This window comes from Parafannyhessea umbonata, assembly GCF_900111255.1.
Lineage (GTDB): Bacteria > Actinomycetota > Coriobacteriia > Coriobacteriales > Atopobiaceae > Olsenella_J > Olsenella_J umbonata_A.
Genome location: NZ_FOGP01000005.1, coordinates 19,758 through 36,698, shown reverse-complemented (window position 1 = coordinate 36,698; position 16,941 = coordinate 19,758). Strand labels below are relative to the sequence as shown.

17 protein-coding genes and 2 tRNA genes are annotated in these 16,941 nt (G+C 61.7%); all 19 read right to left on the bottom strand.

Going from position 1 to position 16,941, the window contains the following annotated elements; translation table 11 throughout:
- Window position 1: 1 nt before the first annotated feature.
- The 19 genes from gmk to rbfA all read right to left on the bottom strand — a co-directional run bounded on the left by gmk (window position 2) and on the right by rbfA (window position 16,937).
- On the bottom strand, window positions 2-577 hold the full coding sequence (gmk, locus tag BMY31_RS07020) for a guanylate kinase (RefSeq protein WP_078687609.1): 576 nt from the start codon (window positions 575-577) through the stop codon (window positions 2-4).
- Window positions 578-886: an integration host factor, actinobacterial type gene (mihF, locus tag BMY31_RS07015; RefSeq protein WP_078687608.1), complete on the bottom strand. Its 309-nt coding sequence runs from the start codon at window positions 884-886 to the stop codon at window positions 578-580.
- Window positions 887-1,065: 179 nt separating this feature from the next.
- Entirely contained in the window at window positions 1,066-1,791 is a 726-nt protein-coding gene (pyrF, locus tag BMY31_RS07010) for an orotidine-5'-phosphate decarboxylase (RefSeq protein WP_091009342.1), read from the bottom strand.
- On the bottom strand, window positions 1,785-2,693 hold the full coding sequence (locus BMY31_RS07005) for a dihydroorotate dehydrogenase (RefSeq protein WP_078687688.1): 909 nt from the start codon (window positions 2,691-2,693) through the stop codon (window positions 1,785-1,787). Before BMY31_RS07005 ends, pyrF begins: the two co-directional genes overlap by 7 nt.
- Before the next feature lie 14 nt (window positions 2,694-2,707).
- A complete protein-coding gene (locus BMY31_RS07000; protein ID WP_180371376.1) occupies window positions 2,708-3,499 on the bottom strand; it encodes a dihydroorotate dehydrogenase electron transfer subunit in 792 nt (263 codons plus the stop codon).
- A gap of 74 nt (window positions 3,500-3,573) precedes the next feature.
- A complete protein-coding gene (locus tag BMY31_RS06995) occupies window positions 3,574-4,863 on the bottom strand; it encodes a dihydroorotase (protein ID WP_078687606.1) in 1,290 nt (429 codons plus the stop codon).
- Window positions 4,847-5,785, bottom strand: coding sequence for an aspartate carbamoyltransferase catalytic subunit (locus BMY31_RS06990; RefSeq protein WP_078687605.1), 939 nt, complete (start codon window positions 5,783-5,785; stop codon window positions 4,847-4,849). Before BMY31_RS06990 ends, BMY31_RS06995 begins: the two co-directional genes overlap by 17 nt.
- The gene (pyrR, locus tag BMY31_RS06985; protein WP_078687604.1) at window positions 5,786-6,358 is read right to left on the bottom strand and encodes a bifunctional pyr operon transcriptional regulator/uracil phosphoribosyltransferase PyrR; all 573 of its coding nucleotides are present in this window, start codon (window positions 6,356-6,358) and stop codon (window positions 5,786-5,788) included.
- 291 nt (window positions 6,359-6,649) lie between these two features.
- The gene (locus BMY31_RS06980) at window positions 6,650-7,777 is read right to left on the bottom strand and encodes a glycosyltransferase family 2 protein (protein WP_078687603.1); all 1,128 of its coding nucleotides are present in this window, start codon (window positions 7,775-7,777) and stop codon (window positions 6,650-6,652) included.
- On the bottom strand, window positions 7,778-8,866 hold the full coding sequence (locus BMY31_RS08950) for an ABC transporter ATP-binding protein (protein ID WP_234970760.1): 1,089 nt from the start codon (window positions 8,864-8,866) through the stop codon (window positions 7,778-7,780). It lies immediately after the preceding gene.
- A 9-nt stretch (window positions 8,867-8,875) separates the two neighbouring features.
- The gene (locus BMY31_RS06970; protein ID WP_091009339.1) at window positions 8,876-9,697 is read right to left on the bottom strand and encodes an ABC transporter permease; all 822 of its coding nucleotides are present in this window, start codon (window positions 9,695-9,697) and stop codon (window positions 8,876-8,878) included.
- Window positions 9,698-9,889: 192 nt separating this feature from the next.
- Window positions 9,890-9,964 (bottom strand) — tRNA-Asn (locus BMY31_RS06965).
- Between the two features lie 40 nt (window positions 9,965-10,004).
- Window positions 10,005-10,079 (bottom strand) — tRNA-Asn (locus BMY31_RS06960).
- Between the two features lie 125 nt (window positions 10,080-10,204).
- Window positions 10,205-11,554 carry an RNA polymerase sigma factor RpoD gene (gene rpoD / locus BMY31_RS06955; protein WP_078687600.1) on the bottom strand — a complete coding sequence of 450 codons (1,350 nt, stop codon included), beginning with the start codon at window positions 11,552-11,554 and terminating at the stop codon, window positions 10,205-10,207.
- Window positions 11,555-11,604: 50 nt separating this feature from the next.
- Complete coding sequence (gene dnaG / locus BMY31_RS06950) at window positions 11,605-13,509, bottom strand: DNA primase (RefSeq protein ID WP_180371374.1); 1,905 nt, start codon at window positions 13,507-13,509, stop codon at window positions 11,605-11,607.
- On the bottom strand, window positions 13,506-14,570 hold the full coding sequence (locus tag BMY31_RS06945; RefSeq protein WP_091009337.1) for a riboflavin kinase: 1,065 nt from the start codon (window positions 14,568-14,570) through the stop codon (window positions 13,506-13,508). The genes dnaG and BMY31_RS06945 overlap by 4 nt, the downstream gene beginning before the upstream one ends.
- The gene (truB, locus tag BMY31_RS06940; protein WP_078687597.1) at window positions 14,567-15,490 is read right to left on the bottom strand and encodes a tRNA pseudouridine(55) synthase TruB; all 924 of its coding nucleotides are present in this window, start codon (window positions 15,488-15,490) and stop codon (window positions 14,567-14,569) included. Before truB ends, BMY31_RS06945 begins: the two co-directional genes overlap by 4 nt.
- The gene (locus BMY31_RS06935; protein WP_078687596.1) at window positions 15,487-16,521 is read right to left on the bottom strand and encodes a DHH family phosphoesterase; all 1,035 of its coding nucleotides are present in this window, start codon (window positions 16,519-16,521) and stop codon (window positions 15,487-15,489) included. Before BMY31_RS06935 ends, truB begins: the two co-directional genes overlap by 4 nt.
- Before the next feature lie 5 nt (window positions 16,522-16,526).
- Window positions 16,527-16,937, bottom strand: coding sequence for a 30S ribosome-binding factor RbfA (gene rbfA, locus BMY31_RS06930; RefSeq protein ID WP_078687595.1), 411 nt, complete (start codon window positions 16,935-16,937; stop codon window positions 16,527-16,529).
- Window positions 16,938-16,941: the final 4 nt, after the last annotated feature.

Below are 16,941 nucleotides of genomic sequence, written 5' to 3'. Positions count from 1 at the left end.
GTTAGGAGTTACCTCCATTCGTCTCGTAGTGATCAAAAATGCGGGCAAGTTCAGCTGCCGCCCTGTCCAAATCGTCATTGACAACCCGGGCATCGTAGCGATCGGCCAAATCCATCTCTCGACGGGCGTTCGTGAGCCTCAGCTCAACGGAAGCCTCGTCCTCGGTACCCCTACCGCGCAGCCTCCGCTCGAGAACCTCTAGGGAGGGCGGCTCGATGAAGATGAGTACGGCAGAGGGGTAGATCCTCTTGACGTTAAAGGCCCCCTGAACGTCAATCTCGAGAATGACCGACTTGCCATCGGCGATTCGAGAGTCAACCTCACTCTTAAGCGTCCCGTATTTGTGGCCATGCACGTCCGCCCACTCGAGAAACTCTCCGGCCTCGACCTTGGAGACGAACTCGGAATCGGTGAGGAAGTGGTACGTGACACCATTCACATCGCCGGGACGCGGCGAACGAGTGGTAGCCGAAACCGTCAGGCCGAGGTCAGGCCGTTGCTCGCGAACAAGCGAGAGCAAAGTACCCTTCCCCGCACCCGACGGTCCGGAAATGACAAATAAACGAGGAGTGCTCACTTACTTGGAAAGCACCTCGAGAAGCTGCTCGCGCTGACGAGCACCGAGGCCCTTAACGCGACGAGTGGAGGAGATGGCGAGCTCGTCCATAATCTTGGCAGCCTTAGCCTTGCCATAGCCAGGCAGGGACTCGATGAGTGCGGAGACCTTCATACGGCTGGCGATAGGATCCTCAGAGTTGAGAACCTCCTCGAGAGAAATCTCACCCTGCTTGATCTTCTCACGCAGCTCAGCACGCGCGTGACGGGCCGCAGCGGCCTTCTCGAGTGCTGCCTTACGCTGCTCGTCAGTAAGCTGAGGTAGTGCCATGGGTTCCTCCAAACATCGGAATTCATACGTATAACGCCTTGCAAAAGCGCTGTTAATCAACGTGCAAGACGATAGTTTGCCAATATGTCCTGTATTTATCAAGTACCTATTGGCAAAAACGCACGTGGACGGGCTGAAATACACATAACTGCACTTCAATACCGCTCCCGTAAAGAATATTAGCCCTTCACTAGCTCATTCACTATGCATTCGAAGGCAGAAATTGGCTCATCGGCCTGCGTTATTGGGCGACCGACCACAATTTTCGATGCTCCAGCAGCAATCGCAGCCGCAGGCGTGGCAACGCGCTTCTGGTCACCGACCGCAGAGCCGACCGGCCTGACGCCCGGGGTTACGAGCAGGGCCTCCGGACCCAGAAGTTTGCGCATCTGGGCAGCCTCCTGCGGAGAGCAGACGATGCCGTCGGAGCCCGCGTCAAAGGAGAGCTTAGCGAGCCTTGCGACCTCGTCCTTGACAGGAAGCTCGATGCCGACCTCGGAAAGCGAGCCCTGGTCCATGCTCGTCAGCACGGAAATCGCGACGAGCCTCGTGCGGTCGCCGTCGCGCTTGGCAGCGGCCTCCTCAACGCCCTCACGCGCCTGGGCGATCATGGCAGAGGAGCCCAGGCCGTGAATGGAAAGGATATCTGCACCCGAGAGCGAGGCGGAGCGGGCAGCTCCCCTGACCTGGAAGGGGATGTCGTGGATCTTTAGGTCGAGAAATACCTTGAACCCCCTATCGTGCATCTCTCTCACGATGGACGGGCCCTCGGCGTAGAAGAGCGTCATGCCGACCTTGACCCAGCGTGCCTTGTCACGAAGCCTGTCGGCAAGCTCTAGCGCGATCTGCTTGTCACAATCTAGCGCGACGATAACGGACTCACGCGCAGCCTCTTCACCTAGCATTCGGCAGCTCCAATCAAATCGTTGATGTCACGGACACCCTGGGACTCGGCCCATTGCTCAAGCTCTGACAGTATCCTCGGGGCACTCGTGGGGTCGGTAAGGTTCGCCGTACCGACAGAGACGGCCGTGGCTCCGGCCAGGATGAACTCGGCCGCGTCCGCACCCGAGGAGACGCCGCCGATTCCGCACAGCGGGATATCGACCGCGTTGTGGCATTCCCAGACCATGCGCACCGCGATGTTGTGAATGGCGGGGCCGGAAAGGCCAGCCGTGGCCCTCGAGAGGCGGCTTCTTCTAGTCCTCACGTCGATGGCCATGGCGGGAATGGTATTGATGAGCGAGAGTGCGTCCGCACCCTCGGCCTCCAGCGCGCGCCCGATCTCGGCGACGTCATGCGGCGCCATCTTGACAACGACGGGCCTCGAAGTGAGGGGGCGAACCGCACGCATGACCTCGGCGGCCGCTTTGGGAGTTGCGCCCATGGCGGCGCCGCCCTTGCTCACGTTGGGACACGAGATGTTAATTTCGAAGCCGGAGGCAAACGGCGCGAGCTCGTCAAAAAGCTCGACGGCCCGGGCGTACTCCTCGAGGGAGTGGCCCGCGACCTGGACGATGACGCGCGTTCCACGACCCTCGAGTCCCGCCAGGTATTCGCCATAGGTCTCTACGAACGCGTGGGCCCCGGGATTCTGAAGGCCGACGGAGTTCATGATGGCCGAGTTGACCTCGCACATGCGCGGTGCGGGATTGCCGTCCCACGGCTCGGCCGCGCAACCCTTGGTCGTGATGGCGCCAAGGGTGCTGACGTCGTAGAATCCCTCGAACTGCCAACCGTTGCCGAAGGTTCCGGACGCAGTGTTGATGGGGTTCTTCATCTTGATGCCGCCGAGGTCGACGGACATGTTCACGGTATCGCTCACCACGCGACCTCCTTTGCGTCAAATACGGGACCGTCCATGCAGCAGGCCTTGTAGCCGCCGGCCCTCATGGCGACGTTGCAGGTGCTGCAGGCACCGAACCCGCAGGTCATCATGCGCTCGAGGGAGGCCTGGCACTCCACGCCGGCATCCTCTGCAATGCGCGCGACGGCGCCCATCATGACGTTGGGCCCGCAGGTGACCACGAGGTCGTACTCGTTGGCGGAGAAGAGCTTCTCTACGGCGATGGTCGCAAAGCCCCTCATGCCATAGGAGCCGTCGTCGGTGCAGACCATGACCTCCCCGGCGCCAAGGGCGAGCGCGTCCGTCTCGCCCCAGAGCCTCGAGGCGGTCTGGGCGCCAAGCACGACGTCGACGGTGCGGCCGGCCTGCACGAGAGCCCTCGCGGCAGCAAGCACCGGAGGAACACCGACGCCGCCGGCGACGCAGAGTGCCCTGCCTCCAGGCCTGACATTCCAGCCATGGCCGCAAGGCCCCAACAGGTCGGAACCGTCTCCGGCCTCCAAGAGGGAGAGTCGCCTCGTCCCCTCGCCCACCGCGGCGTAAACGAGCTCGATGGTGCCCGTACCCGCATCGCTCGAAGCGAAGGAAAGCGGGATCCTGACGATGTGGGAAGCGTCCCCCGGAACGCGGAAGTTCATGAACTGCCCCGGAAGAATCAGCGAGGCGAGCTCGGGACAGCTGATGACGAGGCGAAATATTCCGTCTCCCACCCGCTCGTTCGATACAACCGTAAAGTCGTATTGATGTACCTTGGCATCCAGATGCACAGTACGTCCTCCTTATACAGACGTGGCGCGAGACCCCATTAGGGTATCGCGCCACGAGATGTGATGCGAGCGGACTAGGCCACCTGACCGTCCACGAGGGTCCTCTTGCCGTCGACAAAGACGTCGGTGGCGACACCGACGAGGTTCATGCCCAGGAACGCGGAGTTCTTGGACTTGCTCTCGAAATAGTCCTCGCTGACGGTGATCTCCTTCTCGGGATCGATGAGCGTGAGGTCTGCCTTGGAGCCCTTCTCGATCTTGACCGGCTTCAACCTCAGGACGGAGCGGGGGTTGATGGCCATGACCTCGACGAGCCTAGCCCAGCTCATCTCGCCGGAGCGAACCATGTTGTTGAGCATGAGGGGCAGCGAGGTCTCGAGGCCGATGGTGCCAAAGAAGGCGATCTCCCACTCGCAGTCCTTCTCGTGCTTGGCGTGAGGAGCGTGATCGGTGACGATGCAATCGATGGAGCCGTCGACGATGCCCTCGCGCAGGGCTTCCATATCGCTCTTGAGCCTCAGAGGAGGATTCATCTTGAGGTTGGTGTTGTACTCGGCGGTCACGTCATCCTCGTTGAGGAAGATGTGGTGCGGCGTGACCTCGCAGGTGACCGGAAGACCCTCGGCCTTTGCAGCCTTGACAAGGTCCAGTCCCTTCTTGGTCGAAATGTGGGCGATGTGGAGAGGGCAGCCAGTGAGGCGGCAGAGCTCGATGTCGCGATAGATCTCGAGCTCCTCGCCAAGCGCCGGCCAGCCGAACATGCCAAGGCGCGTCGAGGCGCGACCCTCGTTGATGACGCCGTGCGTGGTGAGCGACTCGACCTCACAGTGCGCGATGGCGACGCGGTCAAACTGGGAGACGTAGCCCATTGCGGTGCGCATCATGCCGGCGCTCTGGACGCCGTGGCCGTCGTCAGAGAAGGCGCAGGCACCCTCGAGGACCATGTCACCGATCTCCGCAAGGGCCTCGCCCTTCTCGCCACGGGTAAGCGCGCCGATTGGACGGACGTGGCAGAGGTCGGCCGCACGACCACGGTCGATCTGGTAGCGTACGCCGGTACCCGTGTCGGTGACGGGGTCGGTGTTGGGCATTGTCGCGACGTCGGTGAAGCCGCCATGGGTCGCGGCGCGGCAGCCGGAGGCGATGTCCTCCTTGTACTCGAAGCCGGGATCGCGGAAGTGGACGTGCATGTCGACGAGGCCCGGAACCAGGTACTTGCCGCGGGCGTCGACCACCTCGGCCTCGGGCGCGTCGATGGACTCCGCGACCTCAACAATATCCTCGCCGTCAATCAGGACGTCGACTACCTTGTCGAGGCCGACCTGAGGGTCGACGGCGTGGGCTCCCTTAAGCAGAAATGCCATTGTTCTCTCCTCCCAGCAGCAGGTACATCTCGGCCATGCGGGTAAGAACACCAGCGTTGACCTGGTTCAGAATCCTAGAGCGGCCACAGTCGGCCACGTCAGCGTTGATCTCCATGCCACGGTTCATGGGGCCAGGGTGGCAGATGATCGCGTTCTCCTTCATGCGGTGCACGCGGTTCATGTCGAGGCCGTAGAGGCGGTTGTACTCGCGGCGAGAAGGAATGGTCGCGCCCTCCATGCGCTCGAGCTGAACGCGAAGCATGTAGACGACGTCAACGTCGTCTATTACCTCATCGAGGCTCCAGGTCTGGGGGCAGCCGAACCACTCGGGGTCGTCCACCTGGAAGGTGGGAGGGCCGACGAGTACAACCTCCGCGCCCATGGTCTTGAGCGCAGGGGCGAGCGATCCGCAGACGCGGCTGTGGGCAAGGTCGCCGACGATGGCGACCTTGAGGCCCGCGAGGTGGCCGAAGTGCTTGCGAATGGTGTAGAGGTCAAGCATGGCCTGCGTGGGGTGCTGGTGCTTGCCGTCACCTGCGTTGATGACGATGGCGTCGGTGTTCTCGGTGATCTTCTGGGGCGTGCCGGCGAGACGGGCGCGGCAGATGAACATGTCAACGTTCATTGCGTCGATGGTCTGGATCGTGTCCGCGAGGCTCTCACCCTTGACGACGGAAGAGGTGCTGCCGCCCATGGAGATGGAGTCGGCAGAGAGGCGCTTCTCGGCGAGCTCGAAGGAGCTCTTGGTGCGCGTGGAGGGCTCAAGGAAGAGATTCACGATCGTGCGGCCGCGCAGCGCGGGAACCTTCTTGATGACGCGCGCGTTGTTGACGGACTCGAACGCGGCGGCCGTGTCGAGAATCTGGGTGATGTCATCGGCTGTAAGGCTGTACGTGTCGATGAGATGTTTGACTGAGAGCATCTAGTTTGCACCTCCGGCATTCTTTTCGGTATCGAGACTCCAGATCTCGACGGAGTCACGCTCGTCGAGCGGAGTAATGCACACGCGCACGTCCTCCTCGTGGGAAGAAGGCACGTTCTTGCCAACGAAGTCCGCACGGATGGGAAGCTCGCGGTGGCCGCGGTCAACCATGACGGCGAGCTGCACGGACTGGGGACGGCCGTAGTCCATCAGCGCATTGAGCGCGGAGCGGACCGTCCTGCCGGTGTAGAGCACGTCGTCCACCAGGACGATCGTGCGATTGTCGATGTCAAAGGGAATGTTCGTGCCGTGCAGCACGGGCGCTACGTTGCGCATGAAGTCGTCGCGATAGAAGCTGATGTCGAGCGAGCCGATCACGGGACGCGTCCCCTCGATCCCCTCGATTGCATCGGCGAGTCTGTTAGCAAGCGTCTCGCCGCGCCTGATGATGCCAACGAGGGCGAGGTCCTGGGCACCCTCGTTGCGCTCGATGATCTCGTGGGCAATGCGAGTCACTGCCCTAGCCATTGCCTGCCCATCCATGATGACGGCCTTGGGGCTGTTCTCTGCCATGGCACTCCTTCCAATAAAAAACGCCTGTCCGCACATGCGGCACAAGCGTCGGAAGAAAGCTATGTCAGACCACCTAAACGGAGATCCTACAATAATCAAAGCGTCCTTGCCGGCATCTCGTACCGCGCTTAAAGGTCTTATTCAATATATCGCGAGAAACAACGGATACAAGCGAGAATCTTGCCAATAGCAAAAAAATCGACCCGCCATAGACGGGTCGATAAAAAACGTAAGCGAATGCGGGGCTTCCCCCACCGCACGAGCAAGCCCGCGGCAAGCCAATCGCCCTCGCTAGACCTCGGCGGAATGCCCCTCGGAGCACTTGTCCTGACGCTTCCTACGGTCGCGATAGCGCGAAATCTGCGAAATAGCAAAGCCAAGGCCGTTGCAGCGCGTGGCGTAGGCGAACTCGGAAACGAGTCCAAGGAGGTAGCCGAGCTTCGAAATCGAGGGGACGGGACGATTCGAGAGCTCAAAGGCGAGCTTCCTCAGCTGGGGCGAGACGTTCTGCAGGCCCAGAATCGTCTCTTCGTCAATTCGCGAGAAGAGCTTGGCCATCTGGTCCTTGAGGGCGGGGTCGTCGAGCGCTCCCCTGCCTATTGCTTCTCCGGCATAGCGGAAGCCGATGGTTGCGAGTGCCTTGAGGACTCCCCCGTCGGTGATGCCCAGGCGCTCTACGACGTCGGCCATGTCATTCCAACGCTCGAACGAGAGCGAGAGCACGCGCGTGGCAGACGACGAGCCGGGCAGGTCCTCTCGGTAGCAGTAGTACGGAGTGTTCTTGAAGACTATGGATTCGGCCCGGCACATGGTCTCGAACAGGAACGGATTGTCCACCCATCCCGCACCGGGCACCTCCTTGAAGGTGATGCCCTTCTCCTCCAGGAAGCCCTTGCGATAAAGAGCGGACCAGATGGAGGGGTGGTGCTGGACGACGCGCGGGCAGTCGAAGATGGTGAAGGGCTGCCGCTTGGGCTTGATGCGATCGTAGTAGGCGCAGTTGAGCCTCGTCTCTTCGGGCGTGCCAGGCATGTAGATGCGCCAGTACGGGGACTTGACCACGTCGGGAGGCGTGACCATACCGAAGCTCATCGCAAACTCGAACAGGTCGTCGTACATGTGGGGCTCGACATAGTCATCGGGCTCGAGGATGGCCACGTAGGTACCGCGAGCCTCGCGGAAGCCCCTGTTGACGGAGGCGCCGTAACCCTGGTTGGCCTTGTCGATCACGCGCACGCGCGAGTCCCTTGCCTCGTGCTCCCTCATGATCTGGAGCGAGAGGTCAGTGGAGCCGTCGTTGATGGCAAGAATTTCGAGATTGATGCGATCGTTCTTCTCGACAGACGAGAGCGCCTGGTCAAGGTATTTGTCGGTGTTATAGATGGGAAGGACGACGGTAACGTCTACCTGCGAGTTCATTTATGCTCCGATGCTCTTGTACGCCGCGCAGACCTCGTCGGTCGTGCCCAGCATCCTCATCTGCCCCTTCTCGATCCAGCAGACCCTGTTGCAGATGCGCTCGACCAGGTCGATGGAGTGGCTGACGAGAAGCACCGTGACGTTGCCCGACGCAACGAGTTCCTGGATGCGCTTCTCGCACTTCTGCTGGAACAGGTAGTCGCCGACGGAGAGCGTCTCGTCGACGATGAGGATGTCGGGTTCAGTGATCGTGGCGATGGCGAAGGCGATGCGCGCGACCATGCCCGAGGAGTAGTTCTTGAGGGGCATGTCCATAAAGTTCTGGAGCTCGGCGAACTCGACGATGTCATTGAAGTGCTCGTCGATGAACTCCTTGCGGTAGCCCAGCAGGGCGCCGTTGAGATAGATGTTCTCCTTGGCGGTGAGTTCCATGTCGAAGCCTGCGCCAAGCTCGATGAGCGGTGCGATGGACCCATGCACACTGCAGTTGCCCTCGGAGGCCTCGAGGACGCCGGCGATGATCTTGAGCATGGTCGACTTGCCCGAGCCATTGGTGCCCACGAGTCCGAACGCCTCGCCGCGCTTCACGTTGAAGCTGATGTGGTTGAGCGCGCGGAACTCCTTGAACTTGAGTTCGTGGCGCATGAGGGCGATGAAGTACTCCTTGAGCGAGCCGAACTGCTCGGAGGCGACGTTGAAGATCATCGAGACGTCGTCGACGGAGATGACGTCCTCGGCATCGCTCTGGGATACGTCCGGACGCTTGAGGGTCGCCTCCGACGAGGACCTAACGGTGACCCAGGCACTCGCGTTTCTCACCACGCCGTCGGAGCCATGGGCCTCGACGGTGAGGAGGAAGCGGCCGGGACACGGAGGGATGAAGCCGAACCTCGTCTGATCGCCGGGAGTGCCGGTCTTGTCGCCAAGTCCGCCACCCTCGATGTTCCAGTAATAGGAATAGAGAACGTGACGAGGAGCATTGCCGATGACGGAGGCATCGAGGAATGTGTGCTCGCCGAACGTGAGGTCGCTCTGCGTAAGCGTCGCGACGGGAAGCCATTCAGGCATCTCTGCTGAAGTGTTAGGCAAAACCTGCTCCTAGATAAAGAGGATGAACTTGTGCTGGTTCTTCTTGAAGACCACCATGCCCAGCAAGAGCGAGACCGCGGCAAAGGCGACGCATGCGACGTGCATGCCAACCGAGGGGACGGTCTGGTACAGAACGACATCCCTAACGTAGGTGACGTACACGTACATGGGATTGAAGCGCTCGAGCGCCTGCATCCAACCGGGAAGGATAGCGAAGGGATAGAAGAGCGGGGTGGCGTAGGTCCACGCAGTCAGCACGACGCTCCAGAGGTGCATGACGTCGCGGAAGAACACCGAGAGCGCCGAGAGCAGGAGCGACAAGCCGATGCTAAAGAAGAGCAACATGAGGATGCCAAAAGGCAGGAGAAGCGCCGTGACTCCAAGGGGCACCTGCTCGACGAGCATGACGATGGCAATTGCGATGAGCGAGAAAAGATAGTTGACGCCCGCAAAAAGCGCCTTTTCTACCGGAAAGACGTATCGGTTGATCTTGACCTTCTTGAGAAGGGACGAGGCACCAATGATGGAGCCCATACCCTGGCTCGTCGCGTCGTTCATGAGCTGGAACGCGGTGTTGCCAAGAATGAGGTAGACGGCGTAGTTACCCAAGGTGGGGTCGTTGTAGCGCATGAAGCTGCCGAAGACCGCCGCCATAACAAGCATCATGAGCAGCGGGTTGAGAACGCTCCACACGACACCCAGGGCACTGCGACGGTACTTGAGCTTGAAGTCCTTGGAGACGAGCTCCTTCAGAATGAAGATGTCTCGCTTAGAGGCGGGGTACCAGGCGTCCTTTGCCGAAACCCCCGCTTTGGTGGTGGCTGATTGCAATTTGCCTCCATACGGTTATATCCGACATCGCCCCATTTGATAGGGACATAAGCGGGAAAATATTAGCATAGGAGCCTATTGCGGCCGTGGATGCCATACAAACGTCAGAGCAGGCAAGTCAAAGCGCAGCTCAAGACCAGAATGCGAGCAAACAAAAAGCCCGGGAGCAGAAGATCCCGGGCTGAAAAATCATGGCTCCCCGAGCAGGATTCGAACCTGCGACACGCTGATTAACAGTCAGCTGCGCTACCACTGCGCCATCGGGGAATATAAGCAGCCGAAGCATTAGCTCCAGCTGCGAAGATTCTGGCTCCCCGAGCAGGATTCGAACCTGCGACACGCTGATTAACAGTCAGCTGCGCTACCACTGCGCCATCGGGGAATAATCGCTCTCGCGACGCAAGAAATAAGTATACGGATACGCCCTCACGATGCAAGCAGAAAATCAAATTTCTTGGCAGTTATCAAAAGGCACGCAAATCCGCATCTTAAGCCACTTGCGTGGGGCTACTCCTCCATATAGTCCTTGAGGCGGCCGGAGCGAGACGGGTGACGAAGCTTGGCAAGAGTCTTTGACTCAATCTGGCGGATGCGCTCGCGCGTGACGCCAAACTCACGCCCGACCTCCTCGAGGGTGCGTGGGTGACCGTCCTCGAGGCCGAAGCGGAACTTAATGACCTTGCGCTCGCGGTCGGCAAGGCCATCGAGAACCTGCTCAAGCTGCTCGCGCAGCATTGAGTCGCTAGCAGCCTCGGGAGGGGCGACAGCGGAAGAATCCTCGATGAAGTCGCCGAGCTGGGAGTCCTCCTCCTCGCCGATAGGCGTCTCGAGGGAGACGGGCTCCTGGCTGATCTTCTGAATCTCGCGCACCTTGTCGGCAGAGATGCCCATCTCGGCACCGATCTCCTCGGGAGTCGGGTCGCGGCCTAGGTCCTGCAGGAGCTGGCGTTGCACGCGGACGAGCTTGTTGATCGTCTCAACCATGTGGACGGGAATGCGAATGGTGCGGGCCTGGTCGGCGATCGCGCGCGTAATGGCCTGGCGAATCCACCACGTTGCGTAGGTGGAGAACTTGAAGCCCTTGGTGTAGTCGAACTTCTCGACCGCGCGGATGAGGCCAAGGTTGCCTTCCTGAATAAGGTCGAGAAAGAGCATGCCACGGCCGACGTAGCGCTTGGCGATTGAGACCGTGAGGCGGAGGTTGGCACTGATGAGCGCCTGCTTTGCATCGAGACCGACCTGTTCGATGCGCATGAGACGGCGCTTCTCAGAACGGGTGAGCTCAATGTCACCGCGCTCGGCGGCCTCGAGCTTCTCGGACGCCTCCGTGCCAGCCTCGATCTTCATGGCGAGGTTGACCTCCTCGGCGGCCGTCAGGAGGTCGACCTTGCCGATCTCCTTGAGGTACATCCTGACGGGGTCGCCCGTGAGCATGACCGTGGAGCCGTCGACCCGACGGGCGCGGGCGCGCGAGGAGCGCTTGCGAGACTTCTGCTTCGGCACGGAGCGCAGGACCTCGTTTGCGACCCTGGCCTCCTTTTTCGCCTCGGACATCTCGTCATCGTCGTCGAGACTGTCGTCGTCCATGTCATCCTCGTCGAGATTGTCATCCTCGTCGTCAGAAACCATGGAAGTCGAGGCATCACCGTCGCTCTCGATGGAAACGCCCTTCGAGCGAATGAGGTCATACATGTCGGAGAGCTCGTCGTCGTCGACATCGACGTCACCGATGGCAGCCTGAATGTCATCCTCGGTAATGCTTGAGTCAGAGGCACCCTTTACCAGCTGGTCAACAACACCAAGAAGCTCGTCGGACAAGTTAGCAGTACTCTCGGAGGTAGCTTTCTTCGTGGCCACAGAAATCCTTTCGACGCATATGCCTTTGAGATGTTACCCAAAAAATGCGCTCATACAACACTTGAAACCTTATTTGACAACTCATTTACGTGCTTTTGTAGCTCGGTCGCCTTCTTGAACAGCTCTACCGACTCGGCATCATTCACGCTGCAGGAAGCGGACTTGAGCTTTCCCTTGATTCTGCGAATCTCACGCCTGCTCGACCAGAGGTCGATCATGTCAAGGAGGAATGAAGCTCGGTCCTCGGTTGACATTGCGGAGGTCGACTCGAGCCGTCCAGAGGAGAGCACGCGGGGTGCCTCGGGGACGACCTCGGAGGCCGCGGCCACCACGTCCTGGGGAGATGATCCCGCAGGCGTCGCGAGCATGGCCCAGGCCATGCTCTCATATCGCGGATCGGTCCAGGTGAACGATGCGATGCGCTCCGACTGGGGCCTCAGAACGTCGGGGTGGGTCGCGATGAGCGAGAGGAGCTCCCGCTCAGACGCCTTGATCATCTTCTCGTCCGTGGTCAGGCCCCGCATCGATCCGAAGCCCGAGGGGCGGGCGGGAACCGGATCGCCATAAGGTCCGTCGTAGGCGGGCACCTCGTCGTAGCTTCTCGCATCATACTCGGGACGACGCTCCGCGCGTGCGGTCCCCCTCTGCTCCGGAGACTTCACGGGCGTCTCGCTCACGATCTGCTTGACGCGCTGCACTTCTACACCAAGGAGGTCGGCGAGCTGGGAGGCATAGCCGTCGATGAGGATCGATCCCTTGAGCGGCGCCAGAAGGGCGGCCATGTCGTTCATCGCCGCCACCCTGCGACCGGGAACCGAGAGGTCGTAGCCATCGAGTCGCTTCTCGAACACGAAGTCCATCAAAGGGCGTGCCCGATCCAGGATCTCCTGGAGCTCGGACGGCTGGTGGGCCGAGAGGAACTCCATCGGGTCCTGATTGTCCGGAAGCACGACGCACAGCAGCTCGACGCTGGTACTGCCGATGTACTGGACAGCGCGCTCGGCGGCCTTCTGGCCTGCCGCGTCGCCATCGAACATGCAGATGATCCGCTGCTTGGCAAAGCGCTCAAGGAGCTTCACGTGGTCCATAGTCAGGGCCGTCCCCATCGTCGCGACGGTGTTGGTGAAGCCGGCCTCGTGCATCGAGATGACGTCGGTGTAGCCCTCGCAGACGATGGCGGTACCGGTGGCCGCCATGGTGTCCTTGGCACGATCGAAGGCGAAGAGGTGCTTCTTCTTCGAGAAGATCGCGGTCTCGCTCGTGTTGACGTATTTTCCGCCGACGGCAGGCTTTCCCTTGGTCAGGACCCTTCCGCCCATGGCTATGGTGCGCCCCAGCTCGTCGTGAATGGGGAAGATCACGCGGTCGAAGAAGCGGTCGCGCGCTCCTCCGCCCCTTCCGTCGAGCGCGGCGTTGCAGGCAATCATCTCCTGCTCGCTGAAGCCCTTCTCGCGAAGGTGCCGAACGAGCGCGCCATGGCCAGGAGCGTAGCCGAGCCCCCAGCGCCTGCAGACGTCGGAGCCGAATCCCCTGCCGCCAAGGTAGCTGCGTCCGGAGTCGGGCCCTTCTCCCCTGCCCCTGAGCAGCTGGAGCGAGTAGAAGGCCTCGGCCTCGCCCATGCACTCGATCAGGCGGTTGCGCTTGGGACCGCGTCGGCCGCCTCGCTCCTCCTGCAGCTCGATGCCCGCCTTGTCGGCGAGGTAGCGGATGGAGTCGGGAAAGTCCAGGCTCTCGCGTTTCATGATGTACGCGAAGATGTCTCCGCCCTCCCCGCAGCCGAAGCAGTGCCAGAGGCCTGTGGCGGGAATGACGTGGAACGACGGGCTCTTCTCGTGGTGGAAGGGACAGCAGCCCCAGAAGTCATTCCCGCGCTGGCGCAGCTCGACGGTCTCGCCGACAATCTGCAGGATGTCGGAGGCCTGTCGAACGCGCTCCTTGTCTTCATCGGTTATCACGCGCTCACCTCCAGACCAGAGTCGCCCAGGCCGACGCCTAGGTTCTCTTGTACCCAATCGATGTTGCCGCGAACGACGGTCTCCAACTCTTCGGTGGACGCGAAGACGCGGGAGGGCCGAAGCCAGCGGACGAAGACGACGCTCGCAGAGCGCCCATAGATATCACCCTCAAACCCCACGAGGTGTGCCTCGAGGAAGAACGGGTCAGGACCTCCGAACGAGGGCGGGACACCGACGTTGACGGCAGCTGGCCACGCCCTTCCCCCGAAGAGGAAGAACCCGGCGTACACGCCAGCGCCCGGAACGCAAGACAGCGGAGAAAAGCGCAGATTGGCAGTAGGAAAGCCGAATGCCCTGCCCTGGCCGCGGCCATGCTCGACAACGCCGGACACGAAGTGGCAGCGTCCGAGAAGCTCGCGGGCGGAGTCGATGTCGCCAGACGCCACGAGCGAGCGTATGCGCGTGGCGCTCACGGGCAGCCCCTCGCTGCAGACGAGGTCGTGGCCGCAGCAGCGAACGCCATGCGCTTCTCCCCAGGAGGAGATTGCCGCAACGTCTCCCGCGCCACCAGCTCCGAACCTGAAGTTCGAGCCCACGTGCACGCTGCAGAGCCGCACGACCCCACCGAGGCGGTCCTCGAGGAAGGCGCGATAATCGGTGGCAGCCAGGCACTCGTCGAATCGCACGACCAGGATGAGGTCGAGGCCAAGCGACATGAGGCCGCGAAGCCGGTCAGCACAGCCCAGAAGCCTCGCGGAGGGGCACGACAGCACCTCGCTCGGGTCGGGATCGAAGGTCACCGCGGCACTCAGGACGCCAAGGGAGCGTGCATCGGACATGCATGAGCCGACAAGGTCGCGATGCCCCAGGTGCAGTCCGTCGAACGCACCTATGCAGCATGCCACAGGGGGCTTGTCCGCAAGACTGGCACCATCGGCGACGTACGCCATGCCAAAGGGAAGCTCGACTCGACCGTACCCGCGCTGGACATCGGAGAAGACCGACTCGCAGATGAGCTCCCTGGACGTCGCCGAGGACAACGGGTACGAGAGCGGCGTCACAGGACCACCCCCGAGACGCCCGATGGAAAGTTTGCGTCGCAGCGCAGCGACGAGCCAACGACATGCCAGATGCCCATCAGCTTGCCGTCGGACACGAGGCCGACGCGCTCGCCCTCGGCGGCGCCGGAGCGGTTAGGAATGGACTTGCCGCACATGGCGTCCGCGAGAGTCCTCTTGCCAAGCTCCTGGGAGACGATGCCAAGGCAAGCAAGCGGATCGAGCGCACGCGTGACGATACGCCCGGGACCAAGCTCGGCAACCTGCTCGAGCGTGAGACAGCAGCCGATGTCGATAGACCCCGAGGCGGTCCTGCGCAGGCCGCGGAGGTGCGCCGCAGTTCCAAGCTGGCGGCCGAGGTCGCGAGCGATGCTGCGAATGTAGGTCCCCTTCGAGACGGTGAAGGCGCAGGTCCACACGAGCGGGTCACCGCCGCAGGAAAGGCAGTCCGCCTCGAGCACGCTCACATGGCGGCTGGGCAGGACGACCTCCTCGCCGGACCGCGCCCGGGCGTAGGCGCGCTTCCCGTCGACGGAGATGGCCGAGTACGCAGGAGGGATCTGATCGTGCTCCCCCACCAGGCCGGAGACGACGCGACGAGCGTACCCGAGATCGTGCAGCTCGTCGGAAACCTCGGCACGGGCGACGGGCTCACCCTCGGCATCGTCGGTCGACGTCTCGAACCCGAACTCGACCTGGGCGAGGTAAGACTTAGTGTCCAGGGTGAGATTACCCATCAGCCTGGTTCCCTGTCCGACGCCGACGACGAGGACGCCCGAGGCGGCCGGGTCAAGCGTGCCGGCATGGCCGACCCTACGCTCGCCAAGCGCGCGCCGAACCTTGTTGACAACGTCATGACTCGACATGCCCAATGGCTTGTCGACCGCCAGGAGGCAGTTTATTCCGCTGAGACCACGCTTCACTCGCTATCGTTTCCCTCCTGCTTACGCGCATCCGAGAAGAGCGCGACAAGCTGGGGCAACGCCGACGCCAGGGCTTGGTCGATATCGCCTTCCACCGTAAAGCCTGCGGCAGCCTTGTGCCCTCCGCCGCCAAGGGAACGGGCGACCTGCGACACGTCCTTATCCGTCTTTGAGCGGAGGTTGCCTCGGACCTTGTTGCCGGGAACCTCCTTAAGAAACAGGGCGACCTCGGAGCTGGCGACGCTCCTGACGACATCGACGAGGCCATCGCACTCGTCGAGACTCGCGCCCGTACGCTCGAGGTCGGCTGAGGTCGCGTAGCTGTAAGAGATTTTGCCGTCAGCAAACGTCGTGATCCTGCCCATCACGAGGGACTCCAGGTGAAGATAGGAGAGGCTGAAGTTCTGATAGACGTTGAGCGACAGCTCGGAGGGCGAAGCGCCAGCGTCGACCAGGAGGGATGCGACCTGAAACGACTCCGGGTCGGCATTCTGGTACTGAAACCTGCCAGTGTCAGTCGCGACGGCGCAGTAGAGGCAGCGCGCAATATCGGCCGTCACCTCAACACCAAGCTGAAGGGCGAACTCGCAGACGAGCACGCCGACCGCCGCCGCGTCAGGCCTGATGAAGTACGCGTCCGCCTCAGGATCGTCGCAGGGATGGTGGTCGATGATGGCGGTCCTACGAGCGCGGCGCATGACCTTCTCGCCCTCGTTGAGGCGACTAGCGACGGAGACGTCGACGCTCACGAAGAGGTCAACGCTCTCGTCGAAGTCGGAGGCATGAACGAGCTGGCCCGCGCCCGGAAGGTAGGAGTAGATGCGAGGGACCTGGTCGTCGTCCGCCAGCAGGCCGACGACGCACTTGTCGGGCCATTTGGAGAGGATGACTTGCCTGAGTCCGAGAGTCGACCCCAGGGCATCGCCATCCGGACTAGTGTGAGCACAGATGGCGATTGTCTGACTTGACTCGATGAGCCCCTCAATCTCAGAGAAGGACTCCGCCTGCTCAGGGCTAAAACACAATCCCATTCGAGCTACTCCTTTGGTTCCTCTTCGTCTTCGTCGGATGCAACAGGATAGCCCGCATCGTCCTTCTCGACAGAGAGCGTCGGAGGCACGTTCTCAAGGGCGATGGCGATGCGCTCCGCCTCGTCGGCGGTCGTGTCGATCTCGAAGATGAGCTCAGGGGTGACGCGCCAGTCGAGCGCATGGCCCAGCAAGCCGCGGATGCGCCCCTTGGCCCTCTGAAGGGCTGCAGAGACATCCTCATAGCGGTCCCTGTCGCAGCTGACATAGGCCTTGAGCACGGACTTGTCGACCGAGACCTCGACGCTCGTAAGGGTCACGAGCGCCAGGTCGGGGTCGGAAACCTCGAACAGAAGGATGCTTGCCAGCTTTTCACGCGCGATCTTGTTGATGCGGCGAGAATTGCGATTCTGCTTCATAAGC